Source organism: Psychrobacter sp. Sarcosine-3u-12 (genome assembly GCF_002836005.1).
Taxonomy (GTDB): domain Bacteria; phylum Pseudomonadota; class Gammaproteobacteria; order Pseudomonadales; family Moraxellaceae; genus Psychrobacter; species Psychrobacter okhotskensis.
Genome location: NZ_PJBY01000069.1, coordinates 1 through 21933 on the forward strand (window position 1 = coordinate 1; position 21933 = coordinate 21933).

The window sequence follows — 21933 nt, forward strand, 5'->3', positions numbered from 1 at the left end:
TTGGTATGGATATATAGTTAACTGGGTTGTATTAAATAAATTTAATTAATACACAAAGTTAGAATTTAGGAAATAGAGTAATGGTTAATATTATGGTTAGTATTATTGTTCCAGTTTATAATAAGCAGAATTATTTAGAAAAATGCCTAGATTCTATTATTAATCAAACTTATGATAATATTGAAGTAGTTCTAATTGATGATGGAAGTACTGATGATTCTGCTATTATTTGTTCTAGATATGCTAAGCGAGATAAAAGATTTATTTTTATTAGACAAGGTAATAAAGGTGTTAGTGTAACTAGAAACTTGGGTATTGAAAGAGCAAGAGGTAAATGGATATGCTTTTTAGATAGTGATGATTTTTTAGATTTAGATGCTATTGAAATTTTAGTCAATACTGCTGAGTCCAGTAAATCTGATATTGTTTATTTTGGATGTCGAGAATATGATTCTAGTGGTTTGCTAGGTGTGAGAGAGTTAACTGTTTATAAAGAGTATTCTAATCTAAGGTGTTTTCTAAATGGTACGCATTTGCAACCTTTATCTGCATGTGTAAACTTTATACGAAAAGATGTTATTGATAGTCATCAAGTTTTTTTCAATGAAAATTTGGAACACAATGAAGATGGATTATTTATGTATAGTTTGTACTGCCATGCAAAAAGAATAACTACTTTAAATAAAGCTTTATATAATATCTACTTAAGCTCGGACTCGATAAGTAGAAAAGCCATAAGTATGAAGGTACTTAGAGATAATCTTTTTTTTGTAACTGAGCTGTCAAAATATGTTCGTCAAAGAGATCTAGTTTTAGAATATCAGGATGAAATTAATAACCTCTCAAAAAGTTTCTTTGTACTGGCTTTGAATTTTGATAGTTTTGAAGATCATAAAGTTGAGTTGCAAGAATATTATAGGATTTTCTATAAAGAAAATAATGATATTTTAAATACTTGGTTTACAAAGATAGGGAGTTTAGATATTAGTATAATAGTTCGTCTGCTTAAATTTGTACATTATTTAAAAAATATATAACTTCTAGAGCAAGCTGTTCGTACGATGACTATGTAATTCTAATATAATTGGTATACGATGAAGTTAATCCATCATCATTTAATATGGTCGAAAAAAGGTAAAAAAATGCGCATAATTGAATTATTACCTCTAGCATTAGAGACTAATGTAGTTGGACAACGTCGTTCTTGCATAATTAAAGAAGTTATGAATAGTAGAAAAAATACTAATAAAAAACTATGGTTTTTATATCCAAACGAATTACCAATGCCAGCAGATAGCGATTGTGACTCATACTTATTGGCCACATTGCTGCCAGCAATGCAGATGAAAGCTGACATTATCGTACATGGTAGCGTATCTCAGGAGTTATTAGCTAATCTGACAGAGTTGCAATATGTCTGGCACAAATGGCTACCAGAAGAGTTTTTTTTAGTGGATATTAAAGTTGACAGTGTCCGAGAAAATGAAACGCGCGCAGAAGGTACAATTGCAGCATTTTCTGGAGGTGCTGATGCTCAGTTTACTGCTTATCGCCATGCCAAAGGCATCGCTGGATATTCTACTCAAGATATCAGAGCAGGAGTGTTTGTCCATGGTTTCGATATACCTTTAGCTGATACACAAGGGTTTTTAGGAGCGGCTAAAATGGCTGCCGAAGTACTTGAAAGTATCGACTTGACTTTATTTACAGTTAAAACGAATATTCGAGAAGTTTGGAATGTGAATTGGGAACTCTACTGTGGTACAGCATTAGCTTCTACTTTATGTGGTTTTAATAAATATGTAGGTGTTGGTTTACTAGGTAGTGGCGAGTCGTATGATGAATTAGTTACGCCTTGGGGCTCACACCCAATAACTGATCCATTATTAAGTTCTAGCACTTTTAAAGTTATACATGATGGTGCTGGTTTTAATCGATCAGAAAAAATTAAAGCCATTTCAGAATGGCCATTAGGGATAAAGAATTTACGTGTTTGTTGGGCGGGTGGCAACCATGAACGCAATTGTGGCTATTGCGAGAAATGCGTTAGAACGCGTTTGAACTTTCTACTTTCAGGTGTGACTGACCCAGCCTGTTTCACTTCCTCTTTAAAGCCATCAATCTTTGACTCTGTGGTATTGCGCAGCGAGGCTGCTCGTAGCGAGTGGAAACTAATTCGTAGTGAAATGATAGAAACGGGGCGGGGGCTTGAATGGTTGCCTCAGGTAGATCAAGTGCTCAAACGCAAATCATCTCCTAGGTTTGGAAGACTATTACCTCCGAGCTCTAAACGTCGTGAGCTAGTTAAAAAAATATTAGCGAAGAAATAGCTAAGGAAGATCATAAATGAATATTGCCACTATAAAAAGGCTGACTCCCCTAAAGATAAAACAATCAGTGTCTGCCTATATCAGTGCAAAAAATTTGACATTACCAAGTTGTAAGCGCTGTCTGGTTTTCTTAGCAGCAGACTATGGGAACATTGGCGATATTGGTATTTCTGCTGCCCAGAAGTTGTATCTGGAGGATCTATTGACTGACTATGAAGTGATTAGTATACCTATAAGCCAGACACGGTTAGTACTTAGCTCAATTAAGAAGCAAATAAAAGCTGGCGATATCGTCACTATCATTGGTGGTGGTAACATGGGTGGTACTTATCCCGATATCGAAGAACTACGGCAGCTAGTCATCAAATCTTTTCCTTCCAATCGTATTGTCTGCTTTCCACAGACGCTTGATTGGGATGATTCTGCTAAGTCTAAACGTGCTTTAAAAGCTATTGTGAAAAATTATGCCAAGCACCCAGATATACATGTTTTTGCAAGAGAGTCGATTACAGAGAAAAAGCTAGTTGAGCTTTTTAAACGATACAACAACGTCAATATTGGTTTAGTGCCAGATATTGTAATGAGTGCTACAGCAGAATCGCTTAAAACGAGAGATTGTTCAGAGCCTTTAGGTATTTTACGATGCTTACGAGATGATAAGGAAGTTGCGCTGTCGTCTGCACAATATACTATCGTGGATAAAGCTTTAAATGATACAGGCTACAAAATTGAGAAAACGGATACTCATGCTGGTGGCTCGCAACTAGATGAAAAGTACTGTGCAAAATTACTGGCTGATAAACTTAGTCAGTTTCGTGCAGCGAAGCTCGTAGTTACTGACCGACTTCACGGCATGATCTTATGCTTACTCTCAGGCACACCATGTTTGGTACTGCCGAACTCCAATCATAAGATAAGGCAAACTCATTTGGATTGGTTGCATAATCATCCAAGGCTTATTTTTTTAGAGCTAGATCAAATTGATAGTATTGATGAGTCTATTAATAAGCTGCTATCAGTGCCTCAAGGTGCTTTAAATGAATCACCCGTCGACATAAACGCTTACAATGATCTGAAAAAAGTGCTAACTCATATATGACTACTATAAAACAACCGTTAGTGAGCATCATCGTACCAGTATATAACGTAGAAACCTATATTAACGATTGCCTTAATTCCATTAAGCAGCAGACTTATAAAAATCTTGAAATTATCATAGTTGAAGACTGCTCCACTGATAATTCTAGACAAGTACTTGATTCTCATTTGATAGATGAGCGTATAAAGCTCATTCAGCATAGCGAAAATGGCGGACTTTCTGCTGCTCGCAATACGGGTATTGAATCTGCGACAGGTGAATATATGATGTTCGTTGATTCTGATGATATAGTAAGTGAGAACTTAGTTCAGACATGTATAAGTAGTGCTATGGAGCTGGGTGCAGATGTTGTCTTGTATCAGGTAAAGCCATTTCAAGATGGTGAGTTAATAGAGTCTTTGCCAAAACCAGCATCTGAAGCTAGGGTATCTAAAATAATCAAACAATTAGATTACTTTAAATACCCGCATTTTGCTTGGTTGAAATTTATGCGTACTGATTTGGTTCGTGATAAAAACTTACAGTTTCATATTGGACAATACTATGAAGACTGGCCATTCCATTGGGAAGTAGGTTTTATAGCATCAAAGATAATTGAGATTAGCGACGGTTACTACTACTATCGGCAACGTAGAGACTCAATTACAGGGTCTGGTGATCAAAAGCTATTACATATATTCTCATCTCATCGCTTAGTTGCCAATATTATTGATAAGTACGATGCTTCAGAACATATAAGAGCTGTATTAGCAAATAAGATATGTCGAGGCACTTGGTTTGTACTAACTACAATTGATGATAGATATCTTAAAGAAGCTGTAGTCAAAGCAAAGCAACATCTCAAGAAAATGAGTAAGCATAGAGTTTATAGCTCTCCTGCATTAAAGATACGTGTTCTAATTTTAGCTCTCAAGCTGCCTACTAGTTCTGCACTGATTTCTATACGAAGTCTGCGTTTAGCACTCAATAAATTATCTTCAGCCCGTAGGCATAAATGATTTTCCAAGCATATTTTCTGACAATTAATCTAAAGATCTCTAGGATACAATATGGCCCAATATATCTTTGTTAAGACTCGCCATAAGGCTAATGCCCAGCGGATGCTTACGAAGCTTAATAGTGTAGTATCCTTACTAACGCCGGAATCTATCAAAAATAATAGTCGAAACAATGTTAAAGAATGGTCTAAAGAGTTTAATTCATATTACGCTATTCAAAATAGTGATGGTATATCTGAACCTACGAACGAGGCATTAGTCATAGGTTGGATAAAAGATCAAAAAGACAGTATTTCAGAATCGATTAGTATTAAAGCTGATGGCTCATATGCTGTAATAAATAAGTCGGGAAACGATGTTTCTTTTTTTTCAGACCAGTTTGGTTCCCGAACGTTATGGTACTACCATGACGAAAATAGCCTGATAGTTTCTACATCACAACGTGCCATCGTGGCATTAAAGGGATCTTTTATATTGAATGAAGAAGCAGTTTCATGGTATCTATCTTCAGGCTGTCAAGGACCATTTATATCTTGGGATCAAGAAATCAAGCAAGTACTACCTAAATTAGAGTATAGGCTAAATGCTAAGTGGGGCTTGGAGTTAATAGAGAAGCCTAATATGCAGCTACCAGTGTCAGGAAACACAAAACTTAGCGACTACCTTAGCTTGTATCAAAAACAAGTTACTCAATCACTTAAGCAAGTAGTTAACGATTATCGTGAAGGCCAAGTTTTACTGCCAATATCTGGTGGATTAGACAGTCGTCTATTGCTTGCCCTTAGCAAAGAAGCGAATATCGATGATAGTTTAAAACTTATAAACTGGGGTGTGCTGAAACCAAAAGATATTTTTGATGATAAAAAAGCTGCACACAGTGTGGCTGAGTTTTATAATAAAAGCTTATTAGATATCTCTTTGCCTACTGAAATCAATGATTATGATCAAATACTTGGAAGTTTTGTAGCGTTAAGCGAAGGACGTATAGATCACTTCAATGCATTTACTGATAGTTTTAAGATGTGGAATAGTATTTTTCAGCAAGGCTATCGAATGATTATCAGAGGTGATATTCCATACACGGAAGGTTTAGATCTTGATGAAAATCAAGCTAGGTCACACATAGGTTTAAATTCATTTAAAGATTATATAAATATAAAAGATTTTGATTTAGAGAGATTTATACGCTTGCAGAGAAATTTTGAGATTAGTCGATTAGATGATGAGTCGCTTCTAAGATGGCGAGATCGACTTTATGTCAATTGGCGTGTGCCCATGGTGATATCGGCTTTCTCAAACCAGATAAGCGCGTTTACAGAAAATCAAGCTCCTATGTTTAATTGGTCTTTATATAAGCTATATGTTGGTTTACCCGACAAAAGTAAAGGGGATAAATATCATATTTATAGGCTTTGGAAAAAGTATGATAAAAGCAAGATATCTACGAAAGCTACTAGCTCATTAGCTTCTTTAAACTCGTACTTTGAGAGTGATAAAGGGATAAAATATCTATTAGATAGTTTGTACGATATTAAAAAAAGTGAGAAATCCTATTCGAGTTTAGCCAGTTCAGTCTTAAATAGATTATCAATGCATTCCCGAGAGAGTCGATTCTTAATGAGAAAACGAATCGCAGTGATTGAAAAATCTAAAAATTTATTATCCAGCTACTTGCCAGCTTTACCAAAGGCTTATTTAAAATCTAAACGTCCCAAGAATCTCTCAGTGACAACACTTGCATATCGTATTGTTCTGATAGATAAAATTATTTCAATGTATGAGTACGACGCAGAATTTATTAAGGTGAACGATTAATGGCTATGGCTCCGAAGCGTATTTTACATATAGTTAGTAAGATGGATCGTGCTGGAGCAGAGACCATGATTATGAATCTGTATCGGCATATAGATCATAACAAAATCCAATTTGACTTTATAACCTTCACTAATGAAGCTGGAGATTATGATACCGAGATTATAGAGCTAGGCGGTAGAATTATTACCGTTATAGCTAATAACCCTATTGAGCGCATGTTAAAGCTTCAAAAATTCCTAAAAAAAAATCCTGAGTATAAAATTGTTCATGCGCATATGCTGCTAAGTAACGCCTTTCATTTATTAGCTGCAAAGGGTGCTGGCATCAAGCATCGTATATCTCATTCTCACAGTACCAGTAATGGTCAGTCTAGACTAATTAAAAAAATATATGAAAAATGGGCTTTGATAACCAATAGAAAATTAGCTACTCGAAAAATTGCATGCGGTAGGTTAGCGGCAGAATATTTGTTCGGCAGCAAAAAAGATGTATGGCTATTGCCAAACGCTGTTGATGTACGAAAAATGATAGAGGTCGCTGATAAGTCACGAAACTATATTAGTCAAAATTTTAATGATAAGGGCTTAAAACTCATTCAAGTAGGTCGCTTAAACGATGTCAAAAATCATAAATACTCTCTTAAAATAGCTGAACTATTAAAAAAGAGAAATGTAGATTTCACGTTGTATATCGTTGGACAAGGTGAGTTAGAGGATGAGCTTAAAAGTCAAGTTCAGCAGAAAGAGTTGATTGGACAAGTGAATTTTTTAGGTGTACGTACTGATATTACAGAATTGATGGCTAGCGCAGACTATATGATAATGCCGTCCTTGCATGAAGGCTTCCCTGTCGTATTAGTGGAGAGTCAAACTGTTGGTTTAGCTACATTGGTCTCAGACCAAGTATCAACTGAGGTGGATTTAGGTTTGGGTTTGGTTAAGTTCTTACCTATTGATAATCCAAATAAATGGGTAGATGCATTGATAAGAAATAAGAAACCAGTTTGTTCTGATAAAGAAAAAATTGAATCCCTTATATTAGATGGCTTCGATGCATCTGAAAATGCAAAAAAACTCACAAAACTTTATATCAATTTTGATTAACGTGCTGAGCCTATCAGAGAGAGGTATAGATGCTTCCATACTTATTGGTTCTTAGCTTTGTTACATTTTGGATACTGTTAGAGCAAAAAGCGCTAAACCGTAAATCTTTTTGGATTCCTTGGGTAGCTTTATCTTTATTTGCAGGTATACGTAGCTATCTTGTAGGAACGGACTCAGGAAATTATACCCAAGATTTTAGGAATCAACTAAATGTAGATTACTTTAAATTCAACGAAACTGTTGAGTTTGGTTATCAACTGTTTGAATACGCTTTATTAAATATTACACACAACTATTTTTGGTTTTTTTTCATAACATCCTCGATAGTTGTTTATTGTTATCTTAGTGTTATAAAAAAGCATAGTGTAAATTATACGTTATCTGTTTTTTTATTTATAACTTTAGGTGTATATACTTTTTTCTTTAACGGATTGCGCCAAGGCCTAGCCATGGCGATATTTGCTTTTTCATTATCATATTTGTTAGAAAGAAGGTTTTTTCTATATTTTTTAATATGTTTGGGAGCTTCCTTATTTCATATTACAGCCCTATTTATGATTCCTTTTTATTTTCTTGTAAATCTAAGGATTAAGCTATTAAATAAAATTTTATTGGTGTTTATTGGATCATTATTTACTAGTAAGTTTTTAATTTCCTACCTCGCAGATACTAATGAAAGGTATGAAGGATATGCAACTGCAGCTGAGAAAGCCGGAGGCCTTTTAACATTGGGTTTTTATACAGTCCTGTTATTTCTTATCTATTTCGTTATTCGTCTTTATAAGATTAGAGATGATTATTTGATAAAGCTATTTACGTTTTATGCTACTGGTATAGTCTTTCTTATCCCTGTAGCCATGCTAGGTGCAAATCCATCAGGTCCACAGCGCTTACTGACCTATTTTACATGGACGTTAGTTTTAATATTGCCGTTCATATTTAAAAGAATAAATAACCTCTATGTGACAAGTACAGCTATAATTTTATTTGTTATTTATTTTATTCTAACAACTACAAGGTTTAGTAACTTAACTCCTTACATGCTTAATCCAATTTTCGAGATTTTATGATGAATCAGTCTGAATATGTAACTATCTGTATCCCTTTTTATAATGCAGAATCTACGTTGTTAGATGCAGTGCGTTCTGTGTTTGCACAAACTCATCAGAACTGGGAGCTGATATTACTTGATGATGGGTCTACTGACAAATCATTAACATTAGCACGTTTAATAGATGATCCTAGAGTAACTGTCCATTCTGATGGTGAGAATCGAAAGTTAGCAGCGCGTCTCAATCAAGTAATGAGTCTTGCAAAGTATGATTTTATAGCACGTATGGATGCTGATGATATGATGTCTCCTGATAGAATAGAGAAACTACTAGATATTTTAGATGCTAATAAAGAATATGACCTTGCCTCATGCGGTACATACTCAATAAAAAATGATGGCTCTTTTAATGGTTATAGAGGTGCTGATGAGAAAAACTACACTTTTGAAGGGCTGTTAGATAAATCTCAAGGATTTTTACATGCAGGTCTTATAGCTCGTAAAAGTTGGTACAAACGTAACACTTATAATGAATCACTGCCTTTAGGGCAAGATAGTGATCTATGGTTAAGAGCTGCAAAATTAGGAGACTTTCGTGCTATTTCTATTAAAGAACCTTTATATATGTATAGAGAAGAGGGTAACGTTACTCCTCAAAAACTTTTACGAGCCTATAAGCTAGAGAGAAATAATCATGCTCGTATGATTGATAAAAAACGTGATAAGTTGAAATATGTTACTAAGTCATTTGTGAAGTCTGGTGTGGTTAAAGCTATGAATTTTACAGGTACTCTCGACTATCTACTTCATCGAAGAAATAAAAAAGATGTTAGTTCTGAAAGCATAGCGCAGTTTAACAAGTTGATGACTAAAATCAGTGCAACGATAATTCCAGGTGTTGATAATGGTTAGTAAGAAAGTTCTTTTTGTAGCATCAGTTGCTGTTCACCTTCATGCTTTTCATAGACCCTATTTAAAATGGTTTCACGATCAAGGTTACGAAGTCCACGTAGCTTGTAGAGGAGCCTTCTCTGATCATAACGTTTTTAAGGTATGGAATATAGAGTTTGAAAGGTCTCCATTATCTTTAACTCATCTCAGTAGTCTATTTGAGCTTCGTAAGATAATAAACGAGAATAACTATTCTTTGATTACTTGTCATACGCCTATGGCTAGTGTGCTATCTAGATTAGCTTCGGTTGAAGCAAGAAAGAAGGGAACACGATTAATATACACAGCTCATGGTTTTCATTTTTTCAAGGGCGGTAGTAAGTGGTCATGGCTAACCTATTACCCTGTTGAAGTGACGATGTCGTATCTCACGGATGCGATTGTTTGCATCAATCAAGAAGACTTAGATATTATAAGTAAAAATGGTTCGTCCTCTACTGACTATTATCTGATACCAGGTATTGGAGTAGATCCTAGTAGGTTTGAACCACCATCAAGAGAGAAAAAATCGTTATTAAAAAACAGTCTTGAGATAAGCGAAGATGCATTTGTGATGATATATGTGGCTGAATTTATTGAGAGAAAAAACCATCGGTTGCTAATTGATGCTATCAAGTCGCTATCAGAAAAAATAGATAACTTCATTTTATTACTTGCTGGAAAAGGTATTTTGTTAGATGAGATCAAACAGTATGTGGCAGATAATGGTATTGGTGAACAAGTACGCTTCTTAGGTTTTGTGACTGATATAGAAAAACATTATCAAGTCTCAGATGTAGCCATATCGTCGAGTCGCCAAGAAGGCCTAGGAATCAATTTAGTCGAGGCCATGATGTGCGGAGTACCTGTGATTGCCACTATTGACAGAGGCCATCGTACAGTCATTGATCACAATGTTAATGGGATTTTATGCCCTCAGAATGACCCAGCTTCTTTAGCTGATGCTGTATTTGAAATACACCAAAATGATCAACTTCGTTTCAATATGTCAATTGAAGCTATTGAAAAGGCAAAAAAATTCGAAATTAAGAATTCATTAGAAGCCATGTCAAAGATTTATGATAAGTTTTTATAGTATACACATACTACTTAAACTATATTTGATTCAAACGTCTAATAAAAAAAGCTTATAAACAAGATGAAATTGTCGCTAATATTGGAATAAATCTATGATAAAACGCCTTTTCGACATAACCGCCGCGACTAGCGCTTTAGTAGTCTTATCACCCGTATATGCGCTCACAGCTTATAAAGTCAAAAAGAACTTAGGCTCGCCAGTGCTATTTCGTCAAACGCGTCCCGGACTGAATGGCATACCATTTGAGATGATTAAGTTCCGCACGATGAGAGATGCTGTAGATACCGAAGGTAATCCACTAGAAGATAGTGAACGCTTGACCGATTTTGGTAAAGCACTCCGTAATAGCAGTCTCGATGAGCTGCCAGAGCTATGGAATGTGGTAAAAGGCGATATGAGCTTAGTCGGACCACGTCCGTTATTAATGGAGTACTTGCCACTATATAGTGACGAGCAGGCTCGACGTCATAATGTACGCCCAGGCGTAACAGGCTATGCGCAAGTTAATGGGCGCAATGCTATTGGTTGGGACGAGAGATTTAAGCTCGATACGTGGTACGTGGATAACCAGTCATTGTGGTTAGATATCAAGATATTGTTTAAAACAGTCAAAAAAGTGCTGATTAAAGACGGTATCAGTGCCGATGGTGAAGCGACGATGAGTAAATTTACAGGTTCTAAAGATAGTAAATTAGAAGGGCAGTTATGAGTGAAGTTTTTGCCGTCTACGGAGCAGCGGGTTGTGGTCGTAGTCTAATGCCAGTAGCTGCGACACAGCTAAAGCAACTGAATAGCGGTAGCGAAGCGATTTTTATTGATGACTCATTGGATGAAGAAGGTTTCATTAATAGTCGCCAAGCAATGAACTATAAGCAATTTAAACAATTAGCTTTTGATAATAAACATGTGTTAATTGCCATTGCAGACAGTGACATCCGTCAAAAAATTGCAGATAAATTATTAATTGATGGGATACATCTATGGTCAGTTCATGGCTGTACCACATTGATTATGGAAAAAGTAGTTATTGATGTAGGTGCAGCAATCAGTCCATTCGTTACGATAGCCTCCAATGTCACTATTGGTAAGTGTTTTCACGCCAATTTATATAGCTATGTAGAGCATGATTGTGTGATTGGTGATTATGTTACCTTTGCGCCTAGGGTTAGCTGTAATGGTAATGTCCATATTCATGACCATGCTTATATCGGTGCAGGAGCAATTCTTAAACAAGGTACACCTGATAAACCATTAATCATTGGTGAGGGCGCAATCATTGGGATGGGTGCTGTGGTTACTAGAGATGTGCCAGCCGGTGATATCGTAGTCGGCAATCCTGCACGCTCATTAAAAAATAAAAAGTAATCAAAATGTAGCAACGACTTATCAATTATAAGACATAAGCGTTATAGAGGAATATATGCTAAATACCCCATTTTCACCTTGGCCAAGTTTTACGCAACAAGAGGCCGATGCCGTTAGTCAAGTATTGTTATCCAACAAGGTCAACTACTGGACCGGGCAAGAGTGCCGCCAGTTTGAGCAAGAGTTTGCGGACTGGTCAGACAGTGAGTATGCGATAGCACTGGGTAATGGTACCTTAGCATTAGATGTTGCCTTGCAAGCGCTAGAGATTGGTGCAGGCGATGAAGTCATCGTCACCCCGCGTACCTTTATTGCCAGTATCTCATCGGTCATTAATGCTGGAGCGACGCCAGTATTTGCTGATGTCGATGAGGCAACGGGTAATATTACACCTGAGTCGATCGCGGCGGTATTGACTGACAAGACCAAAGGTATTGTGTGCGTACATCTGGCAGGTTGGCCATGTGATATGGATGGCATCATGGCGCTGGCAGATAAGCATAATCTATATGTGATAGAGGACTGCGCGCAGGCACATGGCGCGACCTACAAAGGTCGGAGTGTTGGCAGTATCGGGCATATTGGTGCATGGAGCTTTTGCCAAGACAAGATCATGACCACGGGCGGTGAGGGCGGCATGGTCACTACCAATGACGAGCAGCTATGGCGCAAGATGTGGGCATACAAAGACCATGGCAAGAGCTATGCGGCTGTCTATGAAACAGAGCATCCACCAGGCTATCGTTGGTTGCATGAGAGCTTCGGTACTAACTGGCGTATGACCGAGATGCAAGGCGTGATCGGGCGTATTCAGTTAGACAGAATGGGTGATTGGACCGCCAAGCGTACTGCCAATGCCCAAGCGATATTAGATGCATGCGCTGGTTGGGAAGCAAAAGGCTATCTGTCGGTACCAAGGTTAGAGGAGACGCCTGAGTTTTCAGGTTCTAAACACGCCTACTATAAACTCTACGTCTATGTACGGCCAGAGAATCTACCTGATGGTTGGTCACGCGACCGTATTATTCAGGAGATCAATGATCAAGGTGTGCCTTGCTTCTCTGGCTCAGCCTCAGAGGTCTATTTAGAAAAAGCCTTTGATCATACAGGGTTACGCCCAGCGTCTAGATTGCCAGTCGCAAAGCAATTGGGTGAGACTAGCTTGATGTTTTTGGTTCATCCAACATTGACGACAGCAGAGATAGAGAAAACCGTGCAGGCTATCGATAGTGTGTTTGGCGCAATAGCTTAGGGTGTGTCCTCGATCCAAGCGCTTGTATCTAAATGGGCCAAAAATAACTAAATTTTGCCAAACATCTTCTAATATCGTCAAATAGCATGGGTAATCTAATCTCCATAATCTAACCCCCATAATCCAAGAGTGATTAATTATGTATAAAAAGCTAAACGTTCTACTGGTTTTTGGGGTGTTATCAGCGGCATCAATGCTGGCATCAGCGCAGAATCTGTATGTCAATGATCTGAAACTAAAAGCGGATCTTGATTGGCTAAATACGCAAGGCGTTACCCAGATCAGTACCAGTACTTGGCCATTGACTGCCAATGAGATTAAACGTGGGTTAGCGTCCGCCAATGCGCAGACAGTAGCGCAGCAGCAAGTACTGCTATCGATACAAAATAGGCTTAAGCAAAACCGCGACTCGCTCGTCAAAGCTTCTGGTGGATTATACCTACAGACAGATCGTAAGCAGCTGCCGCAAACGTTTGCAGACGATCAGCTTGCTGGTCAACAAGCGACAGTAGGCGTATCGCTCAGCGAAGCGCAGTGGGAGTTTAACCTACAGGCCAATTTAAAGAACGATGAGCTGATCGATGATAGCTCCGATGTTAGCTTTGATGGAACCTATCTGGCGGGTAATGCCGCCAATCAGTGGCTGATAGCGGGCAAGATACCGACATGGTGGGGACCTGGACAAGACGGTAGTCTGATCCGAGGTGATGCCAGTTTGCCCGTCGCTGGTATTACCATGCAGCGTGATCAGCAAACAGCGCCTACATCGGACTATCTATCTTGGGTAGGCCCTTGGCAGTATCAGCTATTCGCAGGTCAGCTAGAGGATTATGACGCGGTACCAGACGCCAAGCTTTTTGGTGCGCGTCTGACTGCTAGCCCATGGCAGTGGCTGGAAGTGGGCGCTTCACGAACCTTTATGTGGGGCGGAGACGGCCGACCAGAGAGTTTTGGCTCCTTTACTGATGCGCTATTAGGCACCAAAGATAATGGTGGGAACGACGGCGGAGATCCTGCCAATCAGTTGGGTGGTTTTGATGCTCAAGTAAAACTGTCTTCATTGATAGGCATACCCGCCACTGTCTATGCACAGTATATTGGTGAAGATGAAGCAGGAGGGTTGCCAGCTAAGAACATGTATCTTGCTGGTGCTGATTACGCTGCTGATATGTATGGCAAGCCTTATCAGCTCTATGCTGAGTATGCCGATACCCGTACAAGTGGCGAATCAAGAGGCATATCTTACGATCATGTCAACTATACCGACGGCTATTATCAGCAAGGTTATCCGCTCGGGCATGCTTTGGGCGGTGATGCAGAAAGCATAGCGATAGGGGGTCGATTGTGGCTGGACAATCGCAATTTCGTTAATACAAAGCTACAGTATGCCAAGGTAAACCAAGCGGATGAAGCAATTAATCAGGCGTTTCCAACGTCTGATACGCTAAAGGTGATTGATGTGGCATGGGAGCATCAGCTACAGCCGCAAGCGCTGATAACCAGCAGACTGTGGGCAGTAGATTCTGATACCCAGTCAAGTGATATTGGTATGGCCGTGGGTATAGAGCTGACAACCTATTAGGCTGCGTCGTCATTTTTAGCCTATTTTGCCGCTTTCGTTCAGATTGAAAATACACCCTAATTATTAAAAACAATAAGATTCAGTAATAAAAAATCGGTCTGCTAGTAGACCGATTTTTTGGTTTAGATACAGCGCTATTACAATAATAGATATAGTCAAAATAACCTAAAAACGCGACGGTATTGCTGATATCAATTTTTTGTAGCCTCTGTCTGCGCTGGCACAGCAAGTAAGAAAAATTGATATCAGTCATGCATCATAATGTCATACACCCATTTTATTTATTATTGGCTATATAAGGCAGAAGGAAATAAAAAGTGTTTGTATTCGATCAGTGCTCACTTAGTAAGCACTATTAAGAAGGTCGATAACTGATTTATTAAGAACGTTTACAACGGCTACTTTAGTGAGAAAATAGCAAATATTTAATTATTGCTATTAAGTAAAATTAAAATCTTCTTAACCGTCTAGAGTCACGTATACTGAAAATGCTCCATATATAAAATATGCCCAAGGATGAGCACTAAAATCAATATAAGGATATTCAGATGCTAGGAAAAATGATGTATCAGCCGCTGCTCATTAGCAGCCTCATTGAGCACGCCGCCCAATATCATGGTGATACCGCTATCTTGTCAAAAGAAGTCAACGGCGAGATGACCAAGAGTGATTGGCTGACTGTCTCCAACAATTCAAAACGCTTGGCAAATGCACTACAAGCACTGGGGCTGAAGCTATCAGAGCGCATCGCAACCTTGGCATGGAACAATCGCCGTCACCTAGAAGCGTGGTACGCAATATCGGGTAGCGGTATGATTTGCCATACTATCAATCCCCGTCTATTCCCCGAACAGCTTGCCTATATCATTAACGATGCGGATGATCAGGCTTTGTTCTTCGACATTACTTTTTTGCCGCTGATTAGCGCCATTAAAGAGCATATCAAAGGCATTAAGCATTTTATTTACTTGGGCGATAGGGACGAAAAAGTCTTGGAGAAATTGCCGAATGCCTTGTTCTTTGATGAGTTGCTGGCAGATAATAGTCCTGATTTTGACTGGCCGCAGTTTGATGAAAAGCTGGCAAGCTCACTCTGTTATACCTCAGGAACGACAGGCAATCCCAAAGGCATCTTGTATTCTCATCGCTCATCAGTTCTGCATGCCATGGCTTTGTGTATGCCAGATGTGTCCTCGCTATCAGCTCAAGATGTCTTGTTACCAGTCGTGCCGATGTTCCATGTCAACGCGTGGGGCACACCTTATGCCGCTGCTCTGACGGGCTGCTCTTTGATACTGCCTGGCCCCAATCTTGATGGTGACAGCTTGGTGTCTGTGATTGACGACTATAAAGTGACGGTGGCTTTGGGCGTGCCGACTATTTGGCAAAGTTTGCTAACCGCTGCCAAAAACAGAGGCAGTAAGCTGGACAGTATGACGCGTACGATCGTCGGCGGTGCAGCATGTCCACCATCAGTCATCAAAACCTTTAGAGAGGACTTTAATTGTGATGCGATACATGGTTGGGGTATGACCGAGACCAGTCCACTTGGCACGATGAATCAGATAAAAGCCAAGCACAAATCGCTCAGTAAAGAAGAGATTAACGAGCTGCGTAAATCGCAAGGTCGCCCTCCTTATGGTGTCAAGATACGTCTGATGGATACGGAACAAAAAGACCAGCCAGTTGCTGAAGATGGCGAATCACAAGGGCGCTTACAGATTCGCGGGCATTGGGTCATTGATGATTATTTCACTGAAAATAAAGATGCCATTACTGCCGATGGCTGGTTTGATACCGGTGATATCGCTACGATTGATGGCGATGGTTATATGAATATCCGTGACCGCTCAAAAGATTTGATCAAATCAGGAGGCGAGTGGATATCTTCTGTGGAACTAGAAAACATCGCTGTGGAGCACCCAGAGGTTAAGATGGCCGCAGCGATTGCAGCGACCCATAAGCAATGGGGCGAGCGTCCAGTGTTGATTGTCGTCAAAGAAGCGGGTTCGGCAGTCGATGAAGCGCAAATTCTTGAGTTCTACCAAGGTAAAGTGGCCAGTTGGCAAATACCTGACAAAGTCGTCTTTGTCGATAATATCGTGCTCAACGGCGCAGGGAAAATGATGAAAAATAACTTACGTGATGAGCATGGTGATGTCTTGCTTGCTTAATCATATTTTTTATGAAAAAGTCCGCAAATAAGCGGACTTTTTTTATTTAACGTGCTTTATTCTAGACTTTCGGCATCATTGCGTTTCACAATTTTATGCTGATCTTCTGTGCTATCGACTTTCCAGTAGCTGGATATGTATAAATGCGTTTTTGGTATTGGACGCTCTACTTTAAAGTATTGACGTAGGGCGCGCATACTATGGAATTCACATGCCGCCCAGACCGCAGGTTGCCCTGCTAGCCAAGTAAGCGTTTTAGTATGTTCAAGTAATGGGCTGCTTTCTGCATTTGGATGTGCGTTTATTACCCAATGAATGTCAACGTTGTCTGGTTTTTTAAGTAGTTGCTTATCTGCTTCAGTGCTCACCTCAAGGACTGCATAGCCGCGTGCGTCCGCAGGTAGTTGGGCAAGATTGACGGTAATCGCCGGCAGCGCTGTCATGTCACCGATCAATAAAAACCACTCTGCCTCATTATTAATCAGCTTCTTTGGTCCAGGGCCGCCTACCCATATTTGCTCACCCACTTGGGCGTTACGTGCCCATGTTGAAGCAGGGCCTTCTGTCTCATGCAGCGCAAAATCGACATCTATCTCATTATCACGCTGGGCGCTGACAGTATAGGTGCGCATCAATGGTCGAGTGTCATCGCCTTGAGAAAACATCAGCTTGATATAAGCACTTTCTTGATCTGCTGGAAAATCAGTCAGTTCAGCACCGCCAAATGTGACGCGGCACATATGTGGCGTGATGTATTTGGTCTGAATGACTTCAAGCAATCTTGGATTGGGTTTTGCCATTTTAATACTTCCTTTCATTCCATTGTTTAATACCATAATGCATCATTCGAGAGAAAGCCAATCTATAAGACTGACATTCTCTGGTAATTGTAAGTCCTACATTGCCTAAAAATGGGCTTTTAGGCTGACGGACATTTGGCGTTCAGACCCCATCCAGCAGTTATTAATATCATAACAAGCGCCGACGTAGGTCTTATCAAACAGATTGTTGATACTCGCGCCGACAGTGAGCATCGGATTGATTTGATAATTGCCGCCGATATCTACCAAAGTCACGCTTGGCAGCGCATCTGAATTTTGTTTGTCAAGTTGCATACCGCCTTCATAGCGCACGCCAGCATTGAGTGTCAGTTTGTCTGTGGCGTAATAGTCTGTCCAAAGTGTGGCTTTATGCTTTGCCGTTTGTGCTGGGGTGTTGCCGATCACATCAGGGTTGAATTCATCCTCTGTAATCTCAGCATCGGTATAGCTGTAGCTTGCATTGATATCTACCCAGTCATTGAGCATGTGGCTGCCTGAAACTTCAAACCCTTTGGACGTAATTTCACCCGTTTGTGTTTGACTTCTATAGTTGATTTCGTCAGCCACCACTACATTTTTTTGGGTGATATCAAATACTGCTAATGTCCCTTGTGTGGCGCGATCGGCGGAGAGATATTTGACACCAGCTTCTAGTTGATCGGCGGTGGTGGGTCTGAAGGCTTCATTGGTAATGAAATTACTGCCAACGACTGGCTGAAAAGACTGAGAATAGCTGGCATAAGGCGATAGTCCATTATCAAAGTCATAGATAGCTGCGAGACGACCACTGGTTTTCGAGGCATCATTGTCAATAGTTTGATCACTATAGATGGCACCTTCAGAAGCCTTTGTCTGCTTAGTGATACTATCAAAATTATCGTGACGTAAGCCGGCTACTATCGTCAAATCTTGCCATTTCATCTCATCCTGTACATAAAACCCAAGCTGGCTTTGTTCGATGTCTTCATCTTGACGATAAGCGTCTAAAGGCAACATATCGGCATTGATTTTCGAAAAATCTGGGTTAGACAAATCAAGGTTTGGCGTGCCGTCCGCGCCAGCATCATAATAGGTGGCGGTGCTGTCTGTTTCTTGATACTCAATACCAAATAACAGGTTATGGGAGGTATTGGTAGTATCCAGCTGATAAGCAAGCTGATTGTCAGTGGTCCAGTTGTTCATACTTTCATCAGTGGTGTAGGCCACACGGTTTAGTATTTTGTCACTGCCGCTTACAAACCCGCTGTTGTACATATTACGCTGCTGCGCGTCGGCATCGGTATAGCGCAGAATGTGCTTGAACGTCAACTTATCATTGATGTCCCAGTTCACTGTGACATTGGGCATGAATACTTCTTTGCTAAAGCGATTCCATTTGTCACCCGCATAAGCATCACTGCTCAGTTTTCCATAGCTGGCATTATAGACAGTGCCAACGGCAGGTAGCGGAGTGGAGGGCACCATCTCTGGATCATCTTGATAAAACAGATTGGCAAGGACGGACACATCCTCTGTAGGTTGCCAGTCCAATGACGGATTGATCAGCGTGCGTTCTTCTTCTGTGGTCTGCATCTGCCCATCTTTTTTGCGTTTTAATGCCACTAGACGATAATTTAGCGTGTCTGAGATAGGTCCTGTGGTATCGACAGCCACTTCTTTTAAGTCTTGATTGCCGAGTCGCAGCTGCACTTCAGACGCTTGGGTGCTTTTGGGGGTTTTAGCGACTTGATTGACCATGCCACCTGGGGATGCATAACCATAAAGCGAGGATGCTGGTCCTTTTACCATTTCGACTGCTTCTGTTGCGTAAATATCGACTTGTGGCATCAGGTTCCAAGCACCATCGTAGGGCAGTCTTAAGCCATCATAAAAATTGGAGTAAGTTTTAAAACCGCGAATGTTGTATTCGTCAAAGATCGATACGGTACCGCGACTTTCAGCACTCACCCCTGGCTCATAACGTAATGCAGCATTGACACTGTCTGCTTGGCGTTTTTGCAGTAATGCTTGATCGATTCTTGTATAGCTCATGGGCGCATCATTGGGATCTAATGCAGTTTTTGTACCTGTACTGCGATAGCTGTCGGCATAGACAGTAATGCTATCTAAGATGGCTGATGGTGTCGCAGTCTCATCAACATCATTATCAACGTCGTTCTCTACACTATTTTCGATGTTATTCGGTATCGTCTCAGCGTAAGCGGCGTGACTCAGACCCATTGCCAATCCCAGTTGCACGGCGAGTGTTAAACGTTTTTGACGAATGGATGTAGACGTTGAGATAAAACGCATCATAGCTCCCATAAATTATTATGAAATACTAAAAATTAAAAAAGGAATAATAACATTAATGATTATCATTATCATAAAAAATTTACAAATAAAGAGTTTTTGGAGATATTGTATGCAATAGAGCGATGCATACATCGTCAAAATGTATTGTATGTATGCTCTAAATTGGTGTGAGTCAAACAGATTTATATAGACTAAAAATATCTAATATGATGATAATTTCTTACTATAAACGATGGTGTTTAAATCGGTTTCCTCGTATGATACAGCCGTCTATTTGAAATCAACTTTGAGATCAATAAGTGGACAGGATTTATTAAAATTCTTGATAGATTTAGGTTATTCATTGAGCAACCAGAGATTGTTAAAGGTCATATTTATGAACAGAGGCACCCATCAACCAACTAACAATCAACGCTATTTTACGGTATGGCGCTGGCATTTTTATGCAGGCATGTTTGTCGCTCCTTTTTTAGTTATTTTGGCGTGTACAGGGCTTGGGATGATACTCATGTCTAACACCTCAGGGCGAGACAATGACCGTGTGACTGTGCCTACCCCAGAGTCGATGGTGCAAGCACCTGTCGCTACCCAAGCCCCTATCTCCACTCAAGCTAAGAACGCGCTCAACACGCTGCCCGATAGCACATTGGTAAAATACATTGCTCCTCGTGAGAACAATACGGTGGCCTTGTTTCAGGTGGTGTCAGAAGGGCATGACAATATGGTGTCGGTGAATCCTTACACGGCCGATATTGTTGACAGCATACCTACTAATAGTAGTTTGTATAACACTTTTGATGCTATTCATAGTGATTTGCTATTGGGTAAAGTCGGTGACTATATCCAAGAAACCACGGCCTCCTTGACTATTTTAATGATTTTAACGGGCTGGTATCTGTGGTGGAAAAAACGTAAATCTTTCAAAGCCATGTTGGTTCCTGATGACAATACCACGCTGAAGAAAAAACGCCCATTTTTTCGAACCATCCATGCGACGCTAGGCAGTTGGATATCTATTGTGTTGTTATTTTTCTGCATTTCAGGCATGGCGTGGGCTGGTATTTGGGGCGAGCGAGTCGTGCAGGCATGGAGCCAATTTCCCGCAGGTAAGTGGGGCGTTGCGCCCATACCGCTTTCAATTGACCCCAGCCATAAACACCATGCTGGTATGGATATGACTAACGCCGCGCCGCACGTTCATGGTGCATCACCAGCCGTGGCTCCCACACATGGTGATGTATTAAACACGGGCAGTACCAAAGATGTACCTTGGGTGCTTGAGTTGACACCGATGCCCGTATCAGGGACGACCATGGGTAAGAATGGTATCGCGCCAAATATACCTATTATGATTGATACGGTAGATCGCTTTGTCCGTGAAATTGGTTTTGAAGGACGTTATCAGATGAATCTACCTCAAGGCTCGACTGGGGTATGGACGATTAGCCAAGATTCCATGAGCTACGATATGAAGAGCCCAACCGCGGATCGTACCGTACATATCGATCGTTATTCGGGTAAGGTTTTAGCAGACATTCGCTTTAATGATTACAATCCCTTTGGCAAATTCATGGCAGCAGGTGCCGCTATTCATATGGGTACGCTGGGATTATGGAGCGTGCTTGCCAACGTTTTATTTTGCCTATCGGTCATTGCTATTTCTGTGAGCGGTTATGTTATGTGGTGGCAACGCCGTCCACGTCATTCCAGTGAAAAAGTGGGGCTAAACCCACCAGCACGCGGTCAAAGTTTTTCTATCTGGTGGCCGTTTGCAATTCCCTTACTGCTTGTGTCTATTATTTTTCCAACCGCAATTATTGCTATTATCGTCATCGGATTATTGGACTTTTTGGTGATATCGCGTGTTGGATTTCTACAGAAACTATTAAAATAAACAATCGACTCTTGCTTGTGATGAAAAAATGGGTGTCTTCTAGAAGACACCCATTTTTTAGCCTTATTGCTCTATTCTTAAATATTTATGCTTCAGACCATATGTATACCATTTCCAAAAATTTG

At 40.1% G+C, this 21933-nt stretch carries 17 protein-coding genes; 15 read left to right on the forward strand and 2 right to left on the reverse strand.

The window, feature by feature from the left end; all coding sequences use genetic code 11:
* Window positions 1–80 precede the first annotated feature (80 nt).
* The 14 genes from CXF65_RS01645 to CXF65_RS01710 all read left to right on the forward strand — a co-directional run bounded on the left by CXF65_RS01645 (window position 81) and on the right by CXF65_RS01710 (window position 16798).
* Entirely contained in the window at window positions 81–1037 is a 957-nt protein-coding gene (locus tag CXF65_RS01645) for a glycosyltransferase family 2 protein (protein WP_101210803.1), read from the forward strand.
* A gap of 105 nt (window positions 1038–1142) precedes the next feature.
* The gene (locus CXF65_RS01650) at window positions 1143–2330 is read left to right on the forward strand and encodes a hypothetical protein (RefSeq protein WP_101210804.1); all 1188 of its coding nucleotides are present in this window, start codon (window positions 1143–1145) and stop codon (window positions 2328–2330) included.
* A gap of 16 nt (window positions 2331–2346) precedes the next feature.
* Complete coding sequence (locus CXF65_RS01655; RefSeq protein WP_101210805.1) at window positions 2347–3429, forward strand: polysaccharide pyruvyl transferase family protein; 1083 nt, start codon at window positions 2347–2349, stop codon at window positions 3427–3429.
* Window positions 3426–4427 (forward strand): glycosyltransferase family 2 protein, encoded by a 1002-nt coding sequence (locus tag CXF65_RS01660; RefSeq protein ID WP_101210806.1) that lies wholly within the window; start codon window positions 3426–3428, stop codon window positions 4425–4427. The genes CXF65_RS01655 and CXF65_RS01660 overlap by 4 nt, the downstream gene beginning before the upstream one ends.
* A 51-nt stretch (window positions 4428–4478) precedes the next feature.
* On the forward strand, window positions 4479–6242 hold the full coding sequence (locus CXF65_RS01665) for a hypothetical protein (protein WP_101210807.1): 1764 nt from the start codon (window positions 4479–4481) through the stop codon (window positions 6240–6242).
* The gene (locus CXF65_RS01670; protein ID WP_227523178.1) at window positions 6242–7345 is read left to right on the forward strand and encodes a glycosyltransferase; all 1104 of its coding nucleotides are present in this window, start codon (window positions 6242–6244) and stop codon (window positions 7343–7345) included. Before CXF65_RS01665 ends, CXF65_RS01670 begins: the two co-directional genes overlap by 1 nt.
* Before the next feature lie 29 nt (window positions 7346–7374).
* The gene (locus CXF65_RS01675; protein WP_101210808.1) at window positions 7375–8415 is read left to right on the forward strand and encodes an EpsG family protein; all 1041 of its coding nucleotides are present in this window, start codon (window positions 7375–7377) and stop codon (window positions 8413–8415) included.
* Window positions 8412–9308: a glycosyltransferase family 2 protein gene (locus CXF65_RS01680; protein WP_101210809.1), complete on the forward strand. Its 897-nt coding sequence runs from the start codon at window positions 8412–8414 to the stop codon at window positions 9306–9308. The genes CXF65_RS01675 and CXF65_RS01680 overlap by 4 nt, the downstream gene beginning before the upstream one ends.
* Window positions 9301–10422, forward strand: a complete 1122-nt coding sequence (locus CXF65_RS01685; protein ID WP_101210810.1) for a glycosyltransferase family 4 protein — start codon at window positions 9301–9303, stop codon at window positions 10420–10422. The genes CXF65_RS01680 and CXF65_RS01685 overlap by 8 nt, the downstream gene beginning before the upstream one ends.
* A 94-nt stretch (window positions 10423–10516) precedes the next feature.
* A complete protein-coding gene (locus CXF65_RS01690; protein ID WP_101210811.1) occupies window positions 10517–11134 on the forward strand; it encodes a sugar transferase in 618 nt (205 codons plus the stop codon).
* On the forward strand, window positions 11131–11790 hold the full coding sequence (locus tag CXF65_RS01695; protein WP_101210812.1) for a NeuD/PglB/VioB family sugar acetyltransferase: 660 nt from the start codon (window positions 11131–11133) through the stop codon (window positions 11788–11790). The genes CXF65_RS01690 and CXF65_RS01695 overlap by 4 nt, the downstream gene beginning before the upstream one ends.
* A 55-nt stretch (window positions 11791–11845) precedes the next feature.
* Entirely contained in the window at window positions 11846–13042 is a 1197-nt protein-coding gene (locus CXF65_RS01700) for a DegT/DnrJ/EryC1/StrS family aminotransferase (protein ID WP_101210813.1), read from the forward strand.
* Window positions 13043–13181: 139 nt separating this feature from the next.
* Entirely contained in the window at window positions 13182–14624 is a 1443-nt protein-coding gene (locus CXF65_RS01705; RefSeq protein ID WP_101210814.1) for a capsule assembly Wzi family protein, read from the forward strand.
* Between the two features lie 548 nt (window positions 14625–15172).
* On the forward strand, window positions 15173–16798 hold the full coding sequence (locus tag CXF65_RS01710; RefSeq protein WP_101210815.1) for a long-chain-fatty-acid--CoA ligase: 1626 nt from the start codon (window positions 15173–15175) through the stop codon (window positions 16796–16798).
* Between the two features lie 56 nt (window positions 16799–16854).
* Here CXF65_RS01710 and CXF65_RS01715 read toward each other — a convergent pair whose 3' ends face one another.
* A complete protein-coding gene (locus CXF65_RS01715) occupies window positions 16855–17598 on the reverse strand; it encodes a siderophore-interacting protein (RefSeq protein WP_025653139.1) in 744 nt (247 codons plus the stop codon).
* A gap of 105 nt (window positions 17599–17703) precedes the next feature.
* Entirely contained in the window at window positions 17704–19911 is a 2208-nt protein-coding gene (locus CXF65_RS01720) for a TonB-dependent siderophore receptor (protein ID WP_101210816.1), read from the reverse strand.
* Window positions 19912–20290: 379 nt separating this feature from the next.
* Here CXF65_RS01720 and CXF65_RS01725 point away from each other — a divergent pair, with 379 nt between their 5' ends.
* Window positions 20291–21808 (forward strand): PepSY-associated TM helix domain-containing protein, encoded by a 1518-nt coding sequence (locus tag CXF65_RS01725; RefSeq protein ID WP_101210817.1) that lies wholly within the window; start codon window positions 20291–20293, stop codon window positions 21806–21808.
* The last annotated feature ends 125 nt before the right edge of the window (window positions 21809–21933 follow it).

Excerpts from the sequence above, each read along its gene's own strand:
- CXF65_RS01645 (WP_101210803.1), top strand. The coding sequence starts at position 81 with ATGGTTAATATTATGGTTAGTATTATTGTTCCAGTTTATAATAAGCAG.
- CXF65_RS01650 (WP_101210804.1), top strand. The coding sequence starts at position 1,143 with ATGCGCATAATTGAATTATTACCTCTAGCATTAGAGACTAATGTAGTT.
- CXF65_RS01655 (WP_101210805.1), top strand. The coding sequence starts at position 2,347 with ATGAATATTGCCACTATAAAAAGGCTGACTCCCCTAAAGATAAAACAA.
- CXF65_RS01660 (WP_101210806.1), top strand. The coding sequence starts at position 3,426 with ATGACTACTATAAAACAACCGTTAGTGAGCATCATCGTACCAGTATAT.
- CXF65_RS01665 (WP_101210807.1), top strand. The coding sequence starts at position 4,479 with ATGGCCCAATATATCTTTGTTAAGACTCGCCATAAGGCTAATGCCCAG.
- CXF65_RS01670 (WP_227523178.1), top strand. The coding sequence starts at position 6,242 with ATGGCTATGGCTCCGAAGCGTATTTTACATATAGTTAGTAAGATGGAT.
- CXF65_RS01675 (WP_101210808.1), top strand. The coding sequence starts at position 7,375 with ATGCTTCCATACTTATTGGTTCTTAGCTTTGTTACATTTTGGATACTG.
- CXF65_RS01680 (WP_101210809.1), top strand. The coding sequence starts at position 8,412 with ATGATGAATCAGTCTGAATATGTAACTATCTGTATCCCTTTTTATAAT.
- CXF65_RS01685 (WP_101210810.1), top strand. The coding sequence starts at position 9,301 with ATGGTTAGTAAGAAAGTTCTTTTTGTAGCATCAGTTGCTGTTCACCTT.
- CXF65_RS01690 (WP_101210811.1), top strand. The coding sequence starts at position 10,517 with ATGATAAAACGCCTTTTCGACATAACCGCCGCGACTAGCGCTTTAGTA.
- CXF65_RS01695 (WP_101210812.1), top strand. The coding sequence starts at position 11,131 with ATGAGTGAAGTTTTTGCCGTCTACGGAGCAGCGGGTTGTGGTCGTAGT.
- CXF65_RS01700 (WP_101210813.1), top strand. The coding sequence starts at position 11,846 with ATGCTAAATACCCCATTTTCACCTTGGCCAAGTTTTACGCAACAAGAG.
- CXF65_RS01705 (WP_101210814.1), top strand. The coding sequence starts at position 13,182 with ATGTATAAAAAGCTAAACGTTCTACTGGTTTTTGGGGTGTTATCAGCG.
- CXF65_RS01710 (WP_101210815.1), top strand. The coding sequence starts at position 15,173 with ATGCTAGGAAAAATGATGTATCAGCCGCTGCTCATTAGCAGCCTCATT.
- CXF65_RS01715 (WP_025653139.1), bottom strand. The coding sequence starts at position 17,598 with ATGGCAAAACCCAATCCAAGATTGCTTGAAGTCATTCAGACCAAATAC.
- CXF65_RS01720 (WP_101210816.1), bottom strand. The coding sequence starts at position 19,911 with ATGCGTTTTATCTCAACGTCTACATCCATTCGTCAAAAACGTTTAACA.
- CXF65_RS01725 (WP_101210817.1), top strand. The coding sequence starts at position 20,291 with ATGAACAGAGGCACCCATCAACCAACTAACAATCAACGCTATTTTACG.